The following is a 17,030-nucleotide window of genomic DNA, read 5'->3' as shown; positions in this document are numbered from 1 at the left end:
TTTACAGACGGACCGTCAGTCAGGGAGCTTCGCCACAGCGAACAATCTTCGGGCAAAAATGACGACTTCGACACGTGCATAGCGCATGGCTCCATTGCGCAAACTTGCCTACTCTCTAGGCGAGACAAGCATATATTGAATGTATCGAAGCGTCGCATCCTCCCGCGATACTTTGGACTTGAGTGACCTCGTCCTCCTCCCAGAGTTCACTCGCTATCGAACTGCGGCATCCTCCTCCCGGCCGCCGCTCATGTGATTAAGAAGCCTGTCGCACCTCCTCCCGCGACGGGCTTTTTTTGTCCACCCGACTAGGGTCGGCAAGTCCCGCGGCTCGGTCATCTTGCCCATCCGACGGTCGGTCCCCAAATGAGAGAATGCAATATGATCAAAAACAAAGCCATCAGCGTAATCCTGGTCGACGACGAGGCTTTGGTCAGATTGGCAACGAAGTGCTTACTCGAAGATGCCGGTATGATGGTACTGGAAGCGAGCAATTATGCAGACGCGATTGCCATCCTTGAGACATCTCAGAACATCGACGTGTTGTTAACAGACATCCGCATGCCCGGAGAACTGGACGGACTGGCGCTCGCTACCTTCACGAAGGAACGCTGGCCGTCGGTGAAGGTCATGGTGATATCCGGTGATCGTGGAACAACGCAATCGGATATTCCTACGGGGGTCCGCTTCTTCGCCAAGCCGTACGAGAGTCGGCAGCTGATAGCTACCATCCAAGGCGAGGTCCTTGGATATGCCGGCTGATACGTATCAGAGGGTCCCCTTGGAAGGGTACCTTTTGATACTGAAGGCGACGAAGACCAATGACGACGGCACCGTCACCACCTATGAGAGACCCACTCCCTCACGAGGAGGCGCTCCCGGCCTCTGAGGCATTCCTTCATAAAAGCTCATCAGGACGAAGAACGCCATTGCCTGGATGGGGACAACCGCGACAATCCTTCCGATCTTGAAAGCGTTCGAATGTGAACCCACCTGAAAGGACGCACCCGACCAACGACCGCCTGCCGCGAAATGAATTCGCCTGCTTGGTGTGTCCGGGTGAAGAGGGCGCTCCCCATGACGGGTCGAGTGCCCTCTGTCTTTAGTGCGGAGTCGTCGGCCACTCTGGTCAAGGTGCTATCGCGGCGAGGAAGGGCCCACGCTAAAATCGACTGTCGAACAACAGACGCCTCCAGTTTCATCGTCTTCTCTCAAGCAAATCATTTCACGCCGTTCGTCGCCCGGATGGTCCGGCGCTTCCATGTGTTATAGCCGCCGCCCCTTCTTGAAATTTGCGACGACTTTGGATGCTTCCCGAGAGTCAGGCCCTACGAGCTTGTTCGGGATGCTTGCCCTCGGCGAACTCCTCGACGATTTTCGCGCAGAAGGCCGGGAGATCATCTGGCTTTCGACTGGTGACCAATCCCTTGTCGGTCACGACTTCCTCGTCGACCCAGACGCCGCCCGCGTTCTCGATATCCCTACGGATCGACGAATAAGAGGTGACCGTCCGCCCCTTGAGAACATCCGCTTCGACCAGCAGCCAAGGGCCGTGGCAGATTACCCCCACCGGCTTCGCTTGCTCAAAAAATGCGGTCACGAAAGAGACGATATCCTGGTTCGCCCTCAGCTTATCGGCACCAACCGTGCCGCCCGGAATGACGAGACCATCGAAGTCCGACGCGGAAACATCCTTCACAGCTTTGTCGACCCTATAGCTTCTGCCTGGGTCCAGGTCGCCGTTGTTCGTCTTCGCCTCTCCCGTCTCGATACCAACGACCGTGACGGTTGCGCCCGCGGCCTCCACAGCCTCCTTCGGCTGCTTGAACTCGGGATCTTCGGTCCCCCGCGGCGCGATCAGGACAGCAATTTGCTTACCTGCCAGGGTCATGAGGTTCTCCTTAGTTATTGAGAATTCGACACAAGTGTCGGAATTTAAACCTGGAAGAGAACTCGATGTTCCGCCACCAGGCGATCAATTCCCTGCGGGCACCACTCAGGTCGTCGGTTGAGCACAACGCGCGCCTCGCGATCAGGTCGTGTCACCCCGTAAGCATCGATCAACAGAGCGGTTTTAAGAGACTTTGAAAACACCTGACGGCCTTCCAGCGCGGGGATCTTCAGGGACGCATGCCCTAGAAAATATAGGAGCAGATCCAATTTCTCTCCGTTTGCACCGTTTGGATCCTGCCGATATCAGGCCATGGATATCACGCCATCGAGACGAGAAGGCACATCATGCTCAAAGGACACGCCCTGTTTGCTGTAGCACTTGTGTTTGCGTCCACGGCCGCCGCCCAAGAAAATCCATATCCTGGGCGGCCCGGCTTGGCTTATCCCGAGGCCACGCCCGAGGAAACAGCCAATTGCAGCGACCTCGAAAAGACGGTCAGCGGCTTTAACCCGCCAGTGGAGGAGCGCGTTGACTTGTGGGCCTCGGGGCCCATAACTATGGTGGAGACCGACAAGGTTCTTTGGTATGTCGCGATCTGCGCCCTTCCGGGAGCGAGGGTTTTGTGCGTGACCTACTCAGAAAACGGAATGAAGGTCGGCGACATGGTCACAGTGCGTGGTGCTATGAGGGTCCAAGATGCACATCACATCGTGCTTGACCCGTGCCTTGCGTCTCGCGATTGATTTCGCGGATGGCTACACCGCGTGGCGCACATTGCATGGCGCAACCCATGTCGGATGCATGGCTCATTCACGACGGCGCTTCGTCGAGGCTCTCAAAACCCGGAAGAATGGAGGCGGACCACCGGAACAGGCGCTCCGGTTCTTCGAGCAGCTATACCGGATCGAAAAGCAGGCAAGAGACAAAATCCCAGATGCCGGTGAGACGACGGCTGATTGCATTCGCCGTTTCCGCCAACAGCATAGCTTGCCTGTCCTGAACGCCCTAAAGTCGTGGCTCGACGCCATCGCGCCGAAGGTCGTGCCGATACCAAGCTCGGCGACGCCGTCTCCTACACCCTGAACGAATGGGATTACCTGACACGCTATACCAGCGACGGCAGGATGCCGATCGATAACAACATTCTGGAACGCGAAATCAGAGTTTTTGCCACCGGAAGAAAATCGTGGCTGTTCAGCGACAGCGCCGACGGAGCCAAGGCCAGCGCAGTGATCTACAGTCTGATGCTCACTTGCCGCGCCTGTGGCGTAGACCCGCTTGCCTGGCTGCGCTACGTGCTCACTGAGTTGCCGCAGCGGGACGAAAGGGCCGACATCGTCGACCTGCTGCCGTTCAACTTCGCCAGAACCGAAGCCGCCTGACACAATACGATTCCAACCGTTGATCCGATGCCAATCAACGGGTTGGCGTCAACGTGCAGCGAAAATCGCGCTTACCCTCTTCCGGCTTTCATCCTACGTCGACCGCGCGTTCGACCAATCCTGAACTACGATGTGCAGCGCGTCCTGGCAACGCAGGAAGCGATCGGGATCTTTTTCATGCGAGAGGTCGGCGTTGAGGTACTCACCCCGTAAGATTGGAGAACGACGCGGCGTCAACCGGGGCCAGTTGCACTGCCATCTGAATTGACCCTCATCGTCGCCTCCTATTCGCGCGAAGAAGAGGACAGGTTGGACGGGAGGTCAGATCCTCACTTGTGAGGGCGCAGACCTCCCGTAGAGGTAAGGAGGATGGGACCGCACGCTTGAACAGGGGAGATTGAGGGGCACACTTCAACCGCGCGATCCCGACGTCTCAACCGACAGCATGTCCGTTTGTTCCCACCATCTTTGACCGGTTGGATTTTTGAGCATTTGCTGATGTAGTGGCGAGATGGCAAAGCCGCCAACGTCAAAACGCTCCTGCAGGATGACAAGCGCTCCGCCGACAAGCGCGCAAGCCGCGAGATCCTTCGCGGCCAAAACTTCCCATCCGGCACGCATTGACCGTGGCTTGCGGTGCTGAAGCCAAAGCCGCCCAGAGGGCCGCAACCGGTTTCGAGGTGAAGTGGGATGGCTGCCGGATCCGTACACAGAGCCGAAGGGCATTCGCATTCAGACGCGCGGCGGCCACGATTGGAGGCACGGTTTCCCGCAGCTGCGCGCGGCCACTGGGATCCTCGATGGCAAGGCCGTGATCGTCGACGAGCGCGGGCGCTCGGATTTTTAGCATGCTGCAACAACCGTTCGGCGGCGGCGCGTCCGTGATGATAGCTTTCGACCTTCTGTATTCGACGGTCACGACCTTAAGAACACTGAACTTTCGACGCGCTGGCAGTTCTCGCTCAAGGCCGTTCCGCAGGCGCACACCCGCAAGATGTTATGATCGTCGGCGATCGGCGCCTCTTGGCCGGTGTGCCAGCACATCGTGTCCGTCCTCCGCGTTACCTTTCGATGATCATCTAGACATTTTTAGTCTCCTCTGAACAAAAAAAGGCCGCCCTATCGGCGGCCCTGGTCGCATCGTAGCCTCAGGCGACCTTCTGGCCCTTGGCATTCGCCTGCGCCTGCGCAAGCTGTGTCAGCTTCTTGTCGGTCGCTTCTTCTTCGGCCAGGTTGGCCTTCAGCAATGGAACGGCGTCCTGCAGGCCGAGCTGGTTTGCCCAGGCGATCAACGTGCCGTAGCGCGCAATCTCATAGTGTTCGACGGCCTGCGCTGAGGAAATAAGGCCAGCATCGAGTGCTGGCGAGCCCTTGAACTCCTCCATGATTTCCTCGCCTTCGGCGATGATTCCTTGGATTGCCTCGCAGGTCTTGCCGCGTGCCGGCTTGCCCAGCAGCTCGAACACCTGCTCTAGGCGCTCAATCTGGCCCTGGGTCTCGTCGCGGTGCTGAATGAAGCCAGCTTTGCCCTCCTCGGATTGGGCTGCACGCGCCATTTTCGGCAGAGCCTTCAGGATCTGCTTTTCGGCGAAATAGATGTCCTTGAGAGTATCGATAAACAGGTCATCGAGGGTCTTCGCAGTTGCCATGAGGGCTCTTCCTGTTGAATGTGTTGATGGTGCTCGTCGCACGAAAGCCTGTCTCAACGCGGGCGATACGACAATGTTCCCGTCCGAAGGAGGACCGAAACGAGTTCGCGCCCGCGCATTCCACCTTGTTGTGTGGAGTGGACGGATCGCAGCTTCATTATGCTCTGGGTTTGGCGCTGAGACTTGAAGTCATTTCGTCCCTTCCTTCATCGAAGCCAGCAACTGTCCAGGGCGTCGCTACAGGAGGAGCGCTTGACGAGGTAGTTTATTGCCTGGGTTCGGAGATGATCTGACTATTGTGCGTAAAGCTAACTGCGCAACTGGAGGTCTGCGGGGCCGCCTCGGCGGCGCTATTCTTGCGCAGGATTTTTTTCTTTATCCTCCAAACCGAAAGGACTCCTGGAGTGAGCGCGCCTGCAAGCGCCGGTGCTCCTTCAAACGGGTGCACGATCTTGCCTGTCTTCCCGAATATTCTCATGGCATGGACTCCTTATCGGATGACCAACGTCGCCGTACCCTTGCAGTTCCGCTTGCCACCGACGCGCCGACAGCAGCATCGTCGTCTTCTCCATCGAGCACCTGTCTGGCACAACAAGAGGGCCCTGGACCGCAACGTTCGCTCCTGCGCAGGAGACTCTCGAATGTTGGGATAGCGATGCTGTGCAGCACGGCCGGTCCGCGGTCGCGGAGTTCGGCTATCCTCCGCGGTCTTGGGCCGCTGACCGTCAGCCCTGATCACAGATAGAAGATGTCGCAAGCCGCAGCGCCTTAGGCCGGCTGGTCGTCACTTTGAATCTTGCCGGCGGGGCCCTTCTCTGGTTGCCAGCGTCGCGGAAGCCGGCAGGCTTTAGCATCGCGACTGCCACGCGTCCTTGCGGAATTGATCGGTGTTGTCTAGGTGGTCGGCGTGCTCGAGCGTATTGCAACACAGGCTCGCCATCGAGTCCGAGACCACAAGCCGCTATCGCGCCTCGTCGTCGGAAATTTCTTCCAGCGTAACACCGGCAAGCTCTTCATTCAGTTTGGCGATATCGCCAAGCGACAGGATTCCCGTGATCATCCCTTCATCACTGAACACCAGAAGCCGGCGCATCTGAAGCTCTGACATCCTGTCGGCCGCTTCGCGGAGTTCCGTACTTTCCAGGCAGCTTTCAATCCCACTCGTCATGATCGTCGAAATCGGGCAGCCGACATCGATGCTTTCCGCAACGGCACGCACGACGATATCCCTATCGGTCACGATGCCAACGACGTCTCCTTCAATGACAGGAATGATGCCGGTATCAATCTCGGACATGAGCCGGGCGACGTCTCGGATGCTCGCATCGGGCGCAACGGTAACTACCTGTCTTGTCATTACATCCTTCACCAGCATGCTCATCTCCTTGTTATGCACTCAAGCCAAACTTGCGCGCTGGCCTCGAGGTTCCACGAAGTTGTAAGTTCGATGCGCCTGGCGAGCCGGGCGCATGATCGCGCGCTCGTTCCGGTTCAAGATGAGTTTGTTCCTGTGATCGGATTGCCGGCCTTCCTCGCCGTAGTCTCGGGCGCCACGTCAATGGCGGAATTCATGCCCTGCGTTGGGCTGCCAATCGTGGCTGACCGACGTGGCAGCAGCGAAGATGAGCGAAAGCTGTTCCTTTCAACTGCGATGCAACCGAGATCGAGCCTGTTGGTCCGGATGCGAGGAACAATGCGGTCGAGACGACGTTCCGCCAATCGAAAAGGAGACGCGTATGCCCGCCACCGATCTGTCGGCAAAGCCTGTCGAAGAGATTGCATCGCAGCTTCCGGCTATGAGCATCGAGGAGGTTTTCGCGATGATGCGCCAGCTTGAGATTGCCAGCGAGGAAGCGGACGTTGCCGGCCGCGACCAAGTTCTCTCGCGCATCGCGCTGGTTGAGGAGGAAATCGAACGCCGTTTTCCGGGACAGGTCCTCGCCCCTTATCGAGACTGGAAGAAAAACGATCCGCTCCTACAGATTTAATCGGGCCCGGCAGCAGCCAAAGGAGGCGATAATGAGCAGTTCTGACCGGACGACCGATCACAAGACGATCCGTGCCTGGGTCGAGGCGCGAAAAGGACGCCCCTCGGTTATCCGCACCAAAGGCGAGGGCGGGCTGCTTCGTATCGACTTCGGCGAGAAGGAAGAATCCTTCGAGGAGATCGAGTGGGACGAGTTCTTTCAGATTTTCGACGAAAACAAGCTGGAGTTTCTTTACCAGGAGGAGACGAAAGACGGCGAGATGAGCCGGTTTGCCAAATTCGTCGAGCGAAGCTAGGCCTGTTCTTTCATTCAACTGTGTGGTGAGCATGACCATCGACGATCAGCAAAGACAGATTGCCGAGCGGCTCGGCGTGTCGAACGAGTTTGACCCGGCCACAGAGGCACGCCGTCGCAGGCAATTTCTCGCCGATTATACCCGCGCGACATCCTCTCGGGCGTTGGTGCTCGGGATCAGCGGAGGCGTCGATTCCCTCACAGCGGGCCTGCTTGCCCAGCAAGCTGCAGCCGATCTTCGCGCGCATGGTTACCAAGCGCATGTCATTGCCGTGCGCCTTCCCTACGGCAGGCAAGCGGACGAAGATGATGCCCAAAGGTCACTTCAGGTGATCGCACCGGACCGGGTCGTAACCGTCGACATCAAGCCAGCTGCCGATGCCATGCTCGATGCCATCACGCGCGATGGGGCCGACCTCATGGTGCAAAGCCGGCTTGACTTCCACCTCGGAAATATCAAGGCCCGCCAGCGTATGATCGCACAATATGCGCTCGCCGGCACGACGCGCGGACTTGTCATCGGCACGGACCACGCGGCCGAAGCCGTCATGGGTTTTTTTACAAAATTTGGTGACGGGGCCGCGGACATTGTGCCACTGGCCGGCCTGACGAAAAGGCGCGTGCGGGCAATCGCTACCCATCTCGGTGCACCGGACGATCTGGTATTCAAGATTCCGACCGCTGACCTCGAGACCGATGCTCCGCTGCGACCAGACGAAGACGTCTATGGCGTGACCTACAGTGAGATTGATGATTTTCTCGAAGGCAAGCCCGTCTCAGAGGCCGCCTTCCAGACAATTCTTTCAACCTATCGTGCAAGCGAACACAAGCGCCAGCTTCCCCATTCGCCCGACTTGCTGTGAGGCCTGCGGCCAGCGGCAAGGCAGGACCTGTCGGCCCTGTCCCAGGCTGGTGGCGAAGGTGCGGGGCCAACCAGGCGCTGCCGGGAGGTCTCATGATCTAGGAGCGAGCGAGGACACCGCTGCTCGCGCGTCGTCGATCGTCCGCAACGATGCGGACGATCCGCGTGGCCTTGGTCCGCTAGCGTACAGCCGTGCATCGTTCTTGCTCATGAAGCGTTTGGTGCTCATTAGCCCAGGAGCGCCTTTCAATGATTGACGATACGCGACGCCACCCGTCCACATCACTTGAGCGACGGAGGGAGGCGTTCGAAGAGACAACTCGGGCTGCGCGAAACGCGTTTGACGAGGAGCGCAGTCGACGCAACGAGAAGAACGCCCGGCTGAAAGCGGCCCGGCAGCAGGCGCAAACGCAAAGCTCGAGACCGTGAGCATGCCGGCTGGAGATGGAGTGGAACCTCGACACGAGCACCCGCACTCGACGGGGTGGCAAGCGAGGGGCATGGCGGACCAGAAGCAGAGGCGGCGCCCGCATGACGCGACGCCTGATCAAGAGAGCGGACAGCGTGGCCACCTTCTTTAAACGTACTTCTTTGGTCAGCGCGTTGGCGTGTCCACGCCTTCAACAGGAAACCTTCGCGGCTTACCCCGGCGCATCGCCACAAAAGGTGATATCTTGCGAACGACCGATTTGACCGGAGGCGTCCCGGACGGGCCCGACGCGGATCTGCAAAAGCCTTCACGTCCGCCTGCCGCCTTCGTCGCCGATCGCCTTCTGGTCGCGATGGGGCAATGCGGACACGGCCTTGTCTATGTTGCATTGAGCGAAGGCGGGGCGCGCGCAATCGTTGATGCGGTCCGTTGTCTCGATCCACGGCTTGCCGCGATCCTTCTCCCACCCTGGGACTGCCTGCCCTTCGACCGTGTGCCGCCCTCACGCCAGTCGATGGGGCGCAGAATGGAGGCGCTGTGGCAGTGGGCCCATAGCGAAGGATCGAGATTGTTGGTGACCTCACTCGATGCAATGCTCCAGCGTGTACCGCCCGCCGCGGTCATAGCGGCCAATCGATGCCGGTTGCGGGTGGGCGAGCCATTGGAGCGCAGCGCGTTCGAGCATTACCTGCAGACAACGGGCTACATCGAAGACAGTGTCGTCGATGATCATGGTGAATACACTATTCGCGGTGACGTGATCGACATCTTTCCTGCCGGCGGCGAGGCGCCGATCCGCGTCTTGCTCTCCGACAAGGGCGCGATTGCGGAATTGCGCAGCTATGATGCGCTAACGCAAAGGACGCGGGAGATTCTGAATACGGTGTCGTTTGGACCAGCCTCCGAAGCGATCCTTTCTGGCGAGCTTTCTGATGGCCCTGACAGCGCGCAGCCGCCCTCGCAGGACATGGAACGGCACCTGTTCAGTCTCTACGGCAGCCTTCAGACCGTGTTCCAGGCGATCGGCGACGTACCGATGATATTTGCGGCTGGATCTGATGCGAGGGCCGAAAGTTATCACGCCATCATAGATGACGCCAGGCAAGCCCATCGCGCCTTACGGGGCGGTCTGCAGGTTGAAGGGCACTCCCTCTATCTCGACCGCAAGGAATGGCAGGCGGCAAGGCATGGACAGGCTTCGTTGGCTGTGGATTTTGCCGGCGGCGAGCCCGTGCCCATGTTTTACGAAAGCCCGCAGCCACGTCGAGCCTTTGCCGATTTTGTCAAATCCGCACTTGGCGAGCGCAGAAAGCTGGTGCTGGCGGGGCGGGGTGAGGTGTTCGATAACGTCCGCAAGCGCGTTGAACGGATGAGCAATGTCGGCGCCGAGCCCGTCTTTCGGTGGTCCTCCGTCAAGGACGCCGCACCAGGAGCGCTGCTGACGTTTTCGAGTGACTTGCATGAGGGTTTCTTCTGCGCGGCGCATAATCTCGTCGTCCTCGGGCTTGGCGATATCGTCGGTCCTCGCTCGGATGGGGGTACACAGCAGGCGCTTGCGGCGCCTGATCTGCAAATCGGCGATGCGGTCGTTCACGAGGATCATGGGATCGGGATCTTGCGCGATCTTGAAAGCCTTGAAATTGACGGAATGGTCCAGGACGCAGTCCGGCTCGAATATCATGATGGGGCATCGGTCCTCGTTCCGATGGAGGATTTCGACAAGATTTGGCGATATGGGGGAGAACCGGACGCCGCGCCGTTCGACCGTCTGCACACGGAGGCATGGGCGAAGCGCCGAAAGGCGATCTTGCGCGACATTGCCCTCGCCGCGCGTCACCTTCGCCGTCTTGCCAAGCAAAGACAGGAGACGAAAGCACGCCTGTTCGTGGCTCCGCGGTCCGCCTATCAGCGGTTCGTGGCTCGGTTTCCTTATTCATTGACCCGCGATCAATCCGAAGCAATCGAGGCCGTAATGGCCGATCTCGCCTCGGGCAGGCAGATGAGCAGGCTCGTCTGTGGCGATGTCGGCTTCGGAAAGACCGAAATCGCCCTGAGGGCTGCAGCGGCGGTTGCGCTTTGCGGTTCGCAGGTTGCCATCATTGCTCCGACGACCGTGCTGGCGCGCCAACATTTCCAAACGTTTGAGCGTCGTTTCGAGCAGACGGATATCCGCATAGCTTTGTTGTCAAGACTGGTGACGGCAAAAGAGGGAGCAAAAATCAAGGAGGGGCTTGCAGATGGGAAAATCGACATTGTGGTTGCGACCCAGGCGATCTTGGCGCGAGATCTCTCCTTCGCGGATCTCGCTTTGGTCGTAATCGACGAAGAGCAGCGCCTTGGAACGCGCGCAAAACAAAAAATCAAAAATCTTTCGCCGGCTCTGCACCGGCTTGCCATGTCGGCAACGCCCATTCCGCGAACGTTACAGGCAGCCATGGCCGGTCTGCAGGATGTCAGCCTGCTGAACACCTCTCCGGCGCGTCGCAGGCCCGTCAGGACGTTTCTTGTTCCCTTTGATCCGGCGGCCGTTCGCGCGGCGCTTCTGCGCGAATATCGGCGAGGTGGTCAAAGTTTCGTCATCGTTCCCCGCATCGAGGATATTGACCATCTGGCGAAGGTTCTGCGCGAGATCGTTCCCGAAATGTCGGTCCGAACCGCGCATGGCAAGATGCGGACAACAGCCCTTGATGGAGCCGTTGTTGATTTTGCAGATGGTGACGGCGACATTCTTCTTTCGACGAACATCATTGAGAATGGCCTTGATGTTCCACGAGCCAATACGATCCTCATTTGGCAAGCCGATCGCTTCGGTCTGTCTCAGTTGCATCAGCTGCGTGGACGCGTTGGTCGAGGCCAGATGCAGGCGTTTGCCTACTTACTGACCGAACCGGAGCGCGAGCTGCCGGAGGAGGCACGCCTTCGCCTGTCGGCACTCATTGATAACGACAGGCTTGGCGCCGGGATTTCGATCAGCCTGCAGGACCTCGACATCCGCGGCGGCGGCGACATCACCGGCGAGGATCAGGCCGGCCACATGAGGGCCATTGGCGTTGGCCTCTATCAAAAATTGCTTGAAGACGCGCTCGATGGGGGATCGAGGAGTTCGTCTCGCCGACCACGATCCGTCTCCACTGTGCTCGGTGAGACTGGATCGATACCTGCCAGTTACGTCTGCGATCCGACTCTGCGCCTCAACCTCTACATCCGGCTGGCAAAAGCGACATCTGCCGCGCAGATCGAAGAACTTGGAGAGGAATTTGAGGATCGTTTCGGCGAGTTGCCGCAGGACGTGCTGACCCTGCTGCGGATCGCAAGGCTCAAGATCATCGCTCGCGAGCGTGGCATCTATAAGCTTGAGGCAGGTCCGAGCGGCTTGGCGATCAGATTTGCCGCCGGGACCGGGCCGGGGATTGTCAAAAAGTTGGCGCAGGGCAAGGATGCCGTACTCCAGGGGGATCGTCTTGTCTTTGCGAGGACGACTGCAACAGAGGATCAACGAATTGCATTCTTCGAAGATCTGTTGGGTGTGATGCGTGCTCGATGATGTCTGAATTCGACAATAACGCGGGACTGCTCGGCTGGAGGTCGTGATATGGAGATTGCAACAGGTATCGGCTACGCAGCGTCGGTGTGCTCGGTAGCGAGCTTCGTGCCGCAAGCGATCAAGATCGCGCGCACCCGCGACACCGGGGCGATTTCGACGAGAATGTATATTCTGACCGTGACTGGTTTTGGGTTGTGGACCGGGTTTGGTCTGCTACGGGATGAGCTGCCGATCATTCTTGCGAACGCGGCCTGCCTTTGCCTTTCGGTCTTCATTCTCGCTGTCAAACTGCATTCGCAGTTGAAGCTTTGATTGTATCGAGTATGGCGATGGCCGAGCACCACGTGGTCTATCGACAGAAGGGGCGTTTTGCAGCATGGCCCGCCAATTACGGAGCGTGGATATGGGACCGCGAGGTGCTCGCAGTTTTTGCGGCCGGATCCAAGGGCAGTCAGGGAAAGCTGCACGCGCGCGACAAGAACCGTCCCTTTCCACCGCTCCAGGCTCGCAGTCTGGACGGCGGTTGCACTTGGACGATCGAAGCCTTCGACGCCGTCATCCCGGGTGGTGAAAGCCTTTCTGCAGACGAACACCTTTCCCCGCGTCTGAAGACAAGAACGCATTTTCAAGGCCTCGCCTTGCCACCGCCACCGAGCCCGGTGAATTTTCTGGATCCCGAGACGATTGTCATGGCGGCCCGCACGGGCCTCGGCGGTGATGCGATCAGCTGGCTTTACGTCAGCCGCAATCGCGGAAAACGGTGGGAAGGCCCCTATGCATTCAGCGGCCTGATGAAGGAGGGCATTGCCGCGCGCACTGACATCGTCGCCATGTCCGCCGAGAGAGCTCTGTTCATGCTCACGCGTGCCAAGGCTGATGGAACAGAGGGTGAGACTTGCTGCGCGCAAACCTGCGATGGAGCAAGAAGCTTCCGAGTGATCGGAACCCCGGTCCGCAATCCCGACGGCTATGCCATCATGCCCGCCAGCGCCATGCTTGCCGATGGGAGTATTCTGACGGTCTTGCGATGCGGTCGCAGCGTAGACGATCCTGGCTGGCTCGAAGCCTATCGCTCACCGGACGGCGGCCACACATGGCATCGGACCGGCACAGTCGTTGACAGCACCGGCAGGGGCGGCAATCCGCCCAGTCTGACGATATCTGCCGAGGGGCGTCTGTTCCTGGTCTACGGCGTCAGGGCCAGGCCCTTCGGCGTGCGCCTGAAGACCAGTGCGGATGGCGGAGAAACATGGTCTGCGGAGCAAATCATCCGCAGCGATGGACACCTTCCCGATCTAGGCTACGTCCGATCGATGCTGCGCTCAGACGGAAAGCTGGTTTGTGTCTATTATTTCAACGAGGCGGGAGAGCGTTACATCGCCTCATCGATTGTCGACACCAATGGGCTTGTATAGGAGGTCCGCGCGCCCGATCACGCCAAGCGCTCGCCCGGCCCGGACCAGACGATGCCGGTTCTGCCACCTGTTGCAGGTGCGACCTGGTGCCACTCGACGTGAAAGCCAAGGCCTTCGAGGGCAGTCAGAACGTCAGCCCTATGGGCCGTTTCCATGCCGCCGAGCGTCGAGTTTAAAGCGGTCAGTCCACCCTGCCTGTAGATTTCGATATATTGGTCGACGATGATCGGTGCTTCCATTTCATTCAACGCTCCCATTCGCTGCCAAAACACCCAGTGCAGACGCAAGTTCCCGATCTGGATCGCTCCCATGGGCGTGATGTAGCGCACAAGGATGCACCCGATCTCGTCGCACCCGAGACGATGACGATCCTCTTGCGAGGAGAAGCCGGAACCACGACCGTGACGCGTGCAGATCGATTTCTGTTTGCAGCCAGCGGGTCGCCCACGTCTCAGGCAACGCGACAAGCGCCGTTCTAGAGAACAGCCGATCGTCCCTCTACCTCGCCGAGAGGTTTTGGTTCAGGAAGGCGGCTGCAGCGTGGGCAGTTTTGGTCCGAGCGAGGGGCAGCCGCGCTTGGCCCCGGAGTGTCCTTCGACAACGGTCTTGGCGTCTTAGGGCCGGAACAATGAGGTGGCATGTAGGTTAAGGGCTCGTGATCAACGCAAGCCCTGGAGAACCACATGCGCACGAAAATACTTGTCGCGTCCCTTTTCGCGATCGGCCTTGCCAGCCCGGCCCTGTCTCAGTCGAACCCTGCGCCGACCGGTGCAACGATTGACCGCAACACAAACGATGCTGGCGGCGGAGCGTCCGCTGACACCAAGAAGCCGATGGCCGCGGATCCCACCACGACCGGCAGCACGACGTCAAGCGGTTCAGTCAACGCAAACTGCAACGGCAACGAAGCCGCCAGCAGCACGGGCAGCGGCAACCTTCAGACCCAAGGCGGCAGCAGCAATGCAACGCCGATGGATGAAGCCTGCTCGGCACACAACACTGATCAACAATAGGCAAGAGGAACTCAGACATCCTCTTGCCTCCTCGTGCGATCGCTTCGTCTCAACGAAATTCACCTTGGACAGTGGCGGGCGGCGCGCCCCATGGACAACACGTCAAAGCCGGCCCCCAGAGCCACAAGAAAAGCCAGTGACATCTGCCGAAATGAAAAAAGCCCCGCTGAGCCGCGCCGTTCAAGAGGGGCCGTCATCGCCTATCGGTCGGAATTTACTGCATTGTCAGGGGCGATGGGAACGGCTGGCGCATGTCAATTTTTCGATCGTTTTATCACACGCACCCGAGCCACGAAATTCGCACCGTTGGCATGCGCTCCGGGGAAGGCACGCGAAGTCTTTGTACCTGCACGTACAGGACGACGCGGGGCCGCAGGTGGCGACAGGATTTCAACCACGGGAGGAACCGATGCGCATTCTCATCGTCGAAGACGAGCCGATCATTGCCCTGGAGCTTGAACGAATTGTTCGGGAGGAGGGGCATCAGGTGGTCGGGCTGGCTGCAACGCTGGAACAGGCCCTTGCGCACGCTCATCGCACCGATGCGGCCCTCGTCGATGTTGGTCTTGCGGACGGAGCGAGCGGGGCTGTGCTGGCGCGTCGGCTAATCGATCGTTTCCAGATCAAGGTAATCTTCATCACCGGCGCGCCCGGCGCCATTGGCTCTGGCCTTGAAGGATCGCTCGATGTCATCGCAAAACCATTCACCGACGATGCCGTCCGTCGAAGCCTCGCCAGAGCGGTCGTGGATCCTTGAACCACCAAGGTGACCATAATCACGCGCCGGCGGATACAAGAGGCATCATCGGCGTTACGATCATGGTATCATCGATGGCGGAGGTCGAGACGCCCGTCGCTTTGAGCTGAACGTCGAGAGAGGAAGGATGCGAATTCTAATCGTCGAAGACGAGGCACTCATTGCAATGGATCTCGAGGATATTCTGGTCCGCCTCGGTCACGAAATCATCGGGCCCGCCCGAACGCGCGACGAGGCGGTTCGTCTTGGTGATCAAGCGCAGATTGCCCTTGTCGATGTGCGCCTCGCCGATGGCCCGACCGGCCCCGAGATCGGCACCATCCTATCGTCGACGTACGGAACGACCGTCGTCTTTACCACCGGCAACCCAGAGAGCGTAATGGACAGCAAGGCCGGCATCGGCGTTGTCACAAAGCCCTACACGCCGGAGGCGATCGTGGAAGCGCTGGATTATGCCATAGCGCAACGAACCGGTCGCGACGCAGTGCAGACGCGTTTCATGAAGCGCATTCCGGTCGCCCTCTAAGACCTGTGCGGCGGTAGGGCGCGAGGGAAGGACGCCTCATCGCAAAAGTCGGTATGGATCTGCCAATACGCAGAGCCATCACAACCGGCGGCTTCCCGAGAAGCCGCCAGTTTTCTCATCACGCGTGCCTTAGACGCGGCCGGAGCGATACCGCTGGCGCTCAGCTTCGATCTGCTCGGACGTGTACGGTGGCGCAGCCTCGTCGAAGCGGCTCCAGCCCTGCTCCTGGTAGCTCGCCCGGCGGGCGTTGTAGTCGACCGGTCGTGACCGGTGAAGAATGGCCTGTGCTTCGGCAACCCGGCTCTCGTCAACCCTTGCGGTCACGACTGAGCCGCCACGGCGGATCCCTTCAGCGTAGAAGTTCGCCTCGTCTTCCGGAACACCCTCCTTCATCATCGCACCGACGATGCCGCCAACAGCGCCGCCTGCAATCGCGCCTGCAGCTGCGCCGGCCGCTGTGGCGGCCAGCCAACCCGCTGCGACCACCGGGCCGACTCCGGGAATTGCCATCAGACCGAGGCCTGTCAGGAGACCGCCTGCGCCGCCCGCCACCGCACCGAGGCCCGCGCCAGTGCCGGCGCCTTCGGCGGCGTAGCTTCCTTGGCCCTCCACCTCGGGGCCGTTCATCTTGTTAGTGACGATGCTGATGTCATCGGAGGGAATTCCCGCATTTTCCAGTGCTCGGACGGCCGCACGGGCATCGTCATAGCTGTCATACAGTCCAGTAATCGTTCGCATCTTCGTCTCCTCGATCGTTGCAGAATCTATTACTTTGCCATCGTCACATTGCCCTGGAAGTCCAGGGAAACGCCGGCGTCCTTACCGTCCTTCTTGGCGCTTGCCCGCCACACGCCCTGATCATCGAGCTTGAGACCGGAAACATCGGTATAACCGGCAGCCTCGATCCGCGACTTCGCCTGGTCTTCGGTGAAACTGTTCCTGCCGGCAACAGGGGCACCGGGATTGTGTTCGGTGTTGACTGCCGGTGTGGTCTGTGACGTCGACGGTGTCTCGCTCTGGGCGAAAGCGGCTGTCGCCGAAAGCAGAAGCCCAAGGGAAAGTACAGCGATCTTTTGCATGGTTGTCTCCTTGTTTTGCCGGACACAAACATCGAAAAACACAAAATGTTCCTCACCTTAGAGCATTCGTTGCAAACGTCCTCGCCGATGCGCCCGGCCGTGCGGCGGCCTTGATCGTTGCGCAATCCAATGCAAAAGGTGGGAAATCGGACCGCAAGCCCGCCAGTAGGATCGAAGCGGGGGCGAGGGGAGTGGAA

The 17,030-nt window shown here is 59.4% G+C and carries 18 protein-coding genes and 1 pseudogene; 12 read left to right on the top strand and 7 right to left on the bottom strand.

Annotation, left to right across the window (positions count from 1 at the left end; translation table 11 throughout):
* The first annotated feature begins 381 nt into the window (after window positions 1-381).
* A complete protein-coding gene (locus FHX15_RS29365) occupies window positions 382-762 on the top strand; it encodes a response regulator (RefSeq protein WP_184401848.1) in 381 nt (126 codons plus the stop codon).
* A 559-nt stretch (window positions 763-1,321) separates the two neighbouring features.
* Here FHX15_RS29365 and FHX15_RS29360 read toward each other — a convergent pair.
* Window positions 1,322-1,891, bottom strand: a complete 570-nt coding sequence (locus FHX15_RS29360; protein ID WP_184401847.1) for a type 1 glutamine amidotransferase domain-containing protein — start codon at window positions 1,889-1,891, stop codon at window positions 1,322-1,324.
* Window positions 1,892-2,238: 347 nt separating this feature from the next.
* Between FHX15_RS29360 and FHX15_RS29355 the strand changes: the two genes are divergently transcribed.
* Both FHX15_RS29355 and tnpC read left to right on the top strand, forming a co-directional pair.
* Window positions 2,239-2,637, top strand: a complete 399-nt coding sequence (locus FHX15_RS29355) for a hypothetical protein (RefSeq protein WP_184401868.1) — start codon at window positions 2,239-2,241, stop codon at window positions 2,635-2,637.
* A 4-nt stretch (window positions 2,638-2,641) separates the two neighbouring features.
* Window positions 2,642-3,276: pseudogene (gene tnpC / locus FHX15_RS29350) on the top strand (IS66 family transposase); the annotation flags it as partial.
* A 411-nt stretch (window positions 3,277-3,687) separates the two neighbouring features.
* On the opposite strand, the gene FHX15_RS29345 reads toward tnpC, so the two are convergent.
* The 3 genes from FHX15_RS29345 to FHX15_RS29335 all read right to left on the bottom strand — a co-directional run bounded on the left by FHX15_RS29345 (window position 3,688) and on the right by FHX15_RS29335 (window position 6,300).
* Window positions 3,688-3,876 carry a hypothetical protein gene (locus tag FHX15_RS29345; RefSeq protein WP_184401846.1) on the bottom strand — a complete coding sequence of 63 codons (189 nt, stop codon included), beginning with the start codon at window positions 3,874-3,876 and terminating at the stop codon, window positions 3,688-3,690.
* Between the two features lie 548 nt (window positions 3,877-4,424).
* Window positions 4,425-4,925 (bottom strand): ferritin-like domain-containing protein, encoded by a 501-nt coding sequence (locus tag FHX15_RS29340; protein ID WP_132658106.1) that lies wholly within the window; start codon window positions 4,923-4,925, stop codon window positions 4,425-4,427.
* Window positions 4,926-5,886: 961 nt separating this feature from the next.
* A complete protein-coding gene (locus tag FHX15_RS29335) occupies window positions 5,887-6,300 on the bottom strand; it encodes a CBS domain-containing protein (protein ID WP_132658108.1) in 414 nt (137 codons plus the stop codon).
* A 361-nt stretch (window positions 6,301-6,661) separates the two neighbouring features.
* Between FHX15_RS29335 and FHX15_RS29330 the strand changes: the two genes are divergently transcribed.
* From FHX15_RS29330 to FHX15_RS29305, 6 genes are all read left to right on the top strand, one after another.
* The gene (locus FHX15_RS29330) at window positions 6,662-6,913 is read left to right on the top strand and encodes a hypothetical protein (RefSeq protein WP_184401845.1); all 252 of its coding nucleotides are present in this window, start codon (window positions 6,662-6,664) and stop codon (window positions 6,911-6,913) included.
* Window positions 6,914-6,944: 31 nt separating this feature from the next.
* Entirely contained in the window at window positions 6,945-7,208 is a 264-nt protein-coding gene (locus tag FHX15_RS29325; protein WP_184401844.1) for a hypothetical protein, read from the top strand.
* Between the two features lie 31 nt (window positions 7,209-7,239).
* The gene (gene nadE, locus FHX15_RS29320; protein ID WP_184401843.1) at window positions 7,240-8,070 is read left to right on the top strand and encodes an ammonia-dependent NAD(+) synthetase; all 831 of its coding nucleotides are present in this window, start codon (window positions 7,240-7,242) and stop codon (window positions 8,068-8,070) included.
* A 673-nt stretch (window positions 8,071-8,743) separates the two neighbouring features.
* Window positions 8,744-12,043, top strand: coding sequence for a DEAD/DEAH box helicase (locus FHX15_RS29315; protein WP_246779136.1), 3,300 nt, complete (start codon window positions 8,744-8,746; stop codon window positions 12,041-12,043).
* Between the two features lie 48 nt (window positions 12,044-12,091).
* On the top strand, window positions 12,092-12,355 hold the full coding sequence (locus FHX15_RS29310; protein ID WP_184401842.1) for a SemiSWEET family sugar transporter: 264 nt from the start codon (window positions 12,092-12,094) through the stop codon (window positions 12,353-12,355).
* A 17-nt stretch (window positions 12,356-12,372) separates the two neighbouring features.
* Window positions 12,373-13,458: a sialidase family protein gene (locus tag FHX15_RS29305; protein WP_246779135.1), complete on the top strand. Its 1,086-nt coding sequence runs from the start codon at window positions 12,373-12,375 to the stop codon at window positions 13,456-13,458.
* Window positions 13,459-13,475: 17 nt separating this feature from the next.
* Here the strand turns inward: FHX15_RS29305 and FHX15_RS29300 are convergent, their stop codons facing one another.
* Window positions 13,476-13,697 (bottom strand): hypothetical protein, encoded by a 222-nt coding sequence (locus FHX15_RS29300; RefSeq protein WP_184401841.1) that lies wholly within the window; start codon window positions 13,695-13,697, stop codon window positions 13,476-13,478.
* 444 nt (window positions 13,698-14,141) lie between these two features.
* Between FHX15_RS29300 and FHX15_RS29295 the strand changes: the two genes are divergently transcribed.
* The 3 genes from FHX15_RS29295 to FHX15_RS29285 all read left to right on the top strand — a co-directional run bounded on the left by FHX15_RS29295 (window position 14,142) and on the right by FHX15_RS29285 (window position 15,754).
* On the top strand, window positions 14,142-14,471 hold the full coding sequence (locus FHX15_RS29295; protein ID WP_184401840.1) for a hypothetical protein: 330 nt from the start codon (window positions 14,142-14,144) through the stop codon (window positions 14,469-14,471).
* Window positions 14,472-14,880: 409 nt separating this feature from the next.
* Entirely contained in the window at window positions 14,881-15,228 is a 348-nt protein-coding gene (locus tag FHX15_RS29290) for a response regulator (protein ID WP_184401860.1), read from the top strand.
* Between the two features lie 127 nt (window positions 15,229-15,355).
* The gene (locus tag FHX15_RS29285; protein WP_184401839.1) at window positions 15,356-15,754 is read left to right on the top strand and encodes a response regulator; all 399 of its coding nucleotides are present in this window, start codon (window positions 15,356-15,358) and stop codon (window positions 15,752-15,754) included.
* Between the two features lie 129 nt (window positions 15,755-15,883).
* On the opposite strand, the gene FHX15_RS29280 is transcribed toward FHX15_RS29285, so the two are convergent.
* Window positions 15,884-16,492 carry a general stress protein gene (locus FHX15_RS29280; protein ID WP_132658126.1) on the bottom strand — a complete coding sequence of 203 codons (609 nt, stop codon included), beginning with the start codon at window positions 16,490-16,492 and terminating at the stop codon, window positions 15,884-15,886.
* 29 nt (window positions 16,493-16,521) lie between these two features.
* A complete protein-coding gene (locus tag FHX15_RS29275; protein ID WP_184401838.1) occupies window positions 16,522-16,833 on the bottom strand; it encodes a PepSY domain-containing protein in 312 nt (103 codons plus the stop codon).
* Between the last annotated feature and the right edge of the window lie 197 nt (window positions 16,834-17,030).

It is taken from the genome of Rhizobium sp. BK650 (assembly GCF_014195325.1).
Lineage (GTDB): Bacteria > Pseudomonadota > Alphaproteobacteria > Rhizobiales > Rhizobiaceae > Rhizobium.
Note: the sequence above shows the minus strand (reverse complement) of the source record. Positions and strands in the feature narration are given on the sequence as shown.

Excerpts from the sequence above, each read along its gene's own strand:
- FHX15_RS29310 (WP_184401842.1), top strand. The coding sequence starts at position 12,092 with ATGGAGATTGCAACAGGTATCGGCTACGCAGCGTCGGTGTGCTCGGTA.
- FHX15_RS29305 (WP_246779135.1), top strand. The coding sequence starts at position 12,373 with ATGGCCGAGCACCACGTGGTCTATCGACAGAAGGGGCGTTTTGCAGCA.
- FHX15_RS29365 (WP_184401848.1), top strand. The coding sequence starts at position 382 with ATGATCAAAAACAAAGCCATCAGCGTAATCCTGGTCGACGACGAGGCT.
- FHX15_RS29290 (WP_184401860.1), top strand. The coding sequence starts at position 14,881 with ATGCGCATTCTCATCGTCGAAGACGAGCCGATCATTGCCCTGGAGCTT.
- FHX15_RS29335 (WP_132658108.1), bottom strand. The coding sequence starts at position 6,300 with ATGCTGGTGAAGGATGTAATGACAAGACAGGTAGTTACCGTTGCGCCC.
- FHX15_RS29280 (WP_132658126.1), bottom strand. The coding sequence starts at position 16,492 with ATGCGAACGATTACTGGACTGTATGACAGCTATGACGATGCCCGTGCG.
- FHX15_RS29285 (WP_184401839.1), top strand. The coding sequence starts at position 15,356 with ATGCGAATTCTAATCGTCGAAGACGAGGCACTCATTGCAATGGATCTC.
- FHX15_RS29360 (WP_184401847.1), bottom strand. The coding sequence starts at position 1,891 with ATGACCCTGGCAGGTAAGCAAATTGCTGTCCTGATCGCGCCGCGGGGG.
- FHX15_RS29275 (WP_184401838.1), bottom strand. The coding sequence starts at position 16,833 with ATGCAAAAGATCGCTGTACTTTCCCTTGGGCTTCTGCTTTCGGCGACA.
- FHX15_RS29330 (WP_184401845.1), top strand. The coding sequence starts at position 6,662 with ATGCCCGCCACCGATCTGTCGGCAAAGCCTGTCGAAGAGATTGCATCG.
- FHX15_RS29355 (WP_184401868.1), top strand. The coding sequence starts at position 2,239 with ATGCTCAAAGGACACGCCCTGTTTGCTGTAGCACTTGTGTTTGCGTCC.
- FHX15_RS29295 (WP_184401840.1), top strand. The coding sequence starts at position 14,142 with ATGCGCACGAAAATACTTGTCGCGTCCCTTTTCGCGATCGGCCTTGCC.
- FHX15_RS29340 (WP_132658106.1), bottom strand. The coding sequence starts at position 4,925 with ATGGCAACTGCGAAGACCCTCGATGACCTGTTTATCGATACTCTCAAG.
- FHX15_RS29300 (WP_184401841.1), bottom strand. The coding sequence starts at position 13,697 with ATGGAAGCACCGATCATCGTCGACCAATATATCGAAATCTACAGGCAG.
- nadE (WP_184401843.1), top strand. The coding sequence starts at position 7,240 with ATGACCATCGACGATCAGCAAAGACAGATTGCCGAGCGGCTCGGCGTG.
- FHX15_RS29325 (WP_184401844.1), top strand. The coding sequence starts at position 6,945 with ATGAGCAGTTCTGACCGGACGACCGATCACAAGACGATCCGTGCCTGG.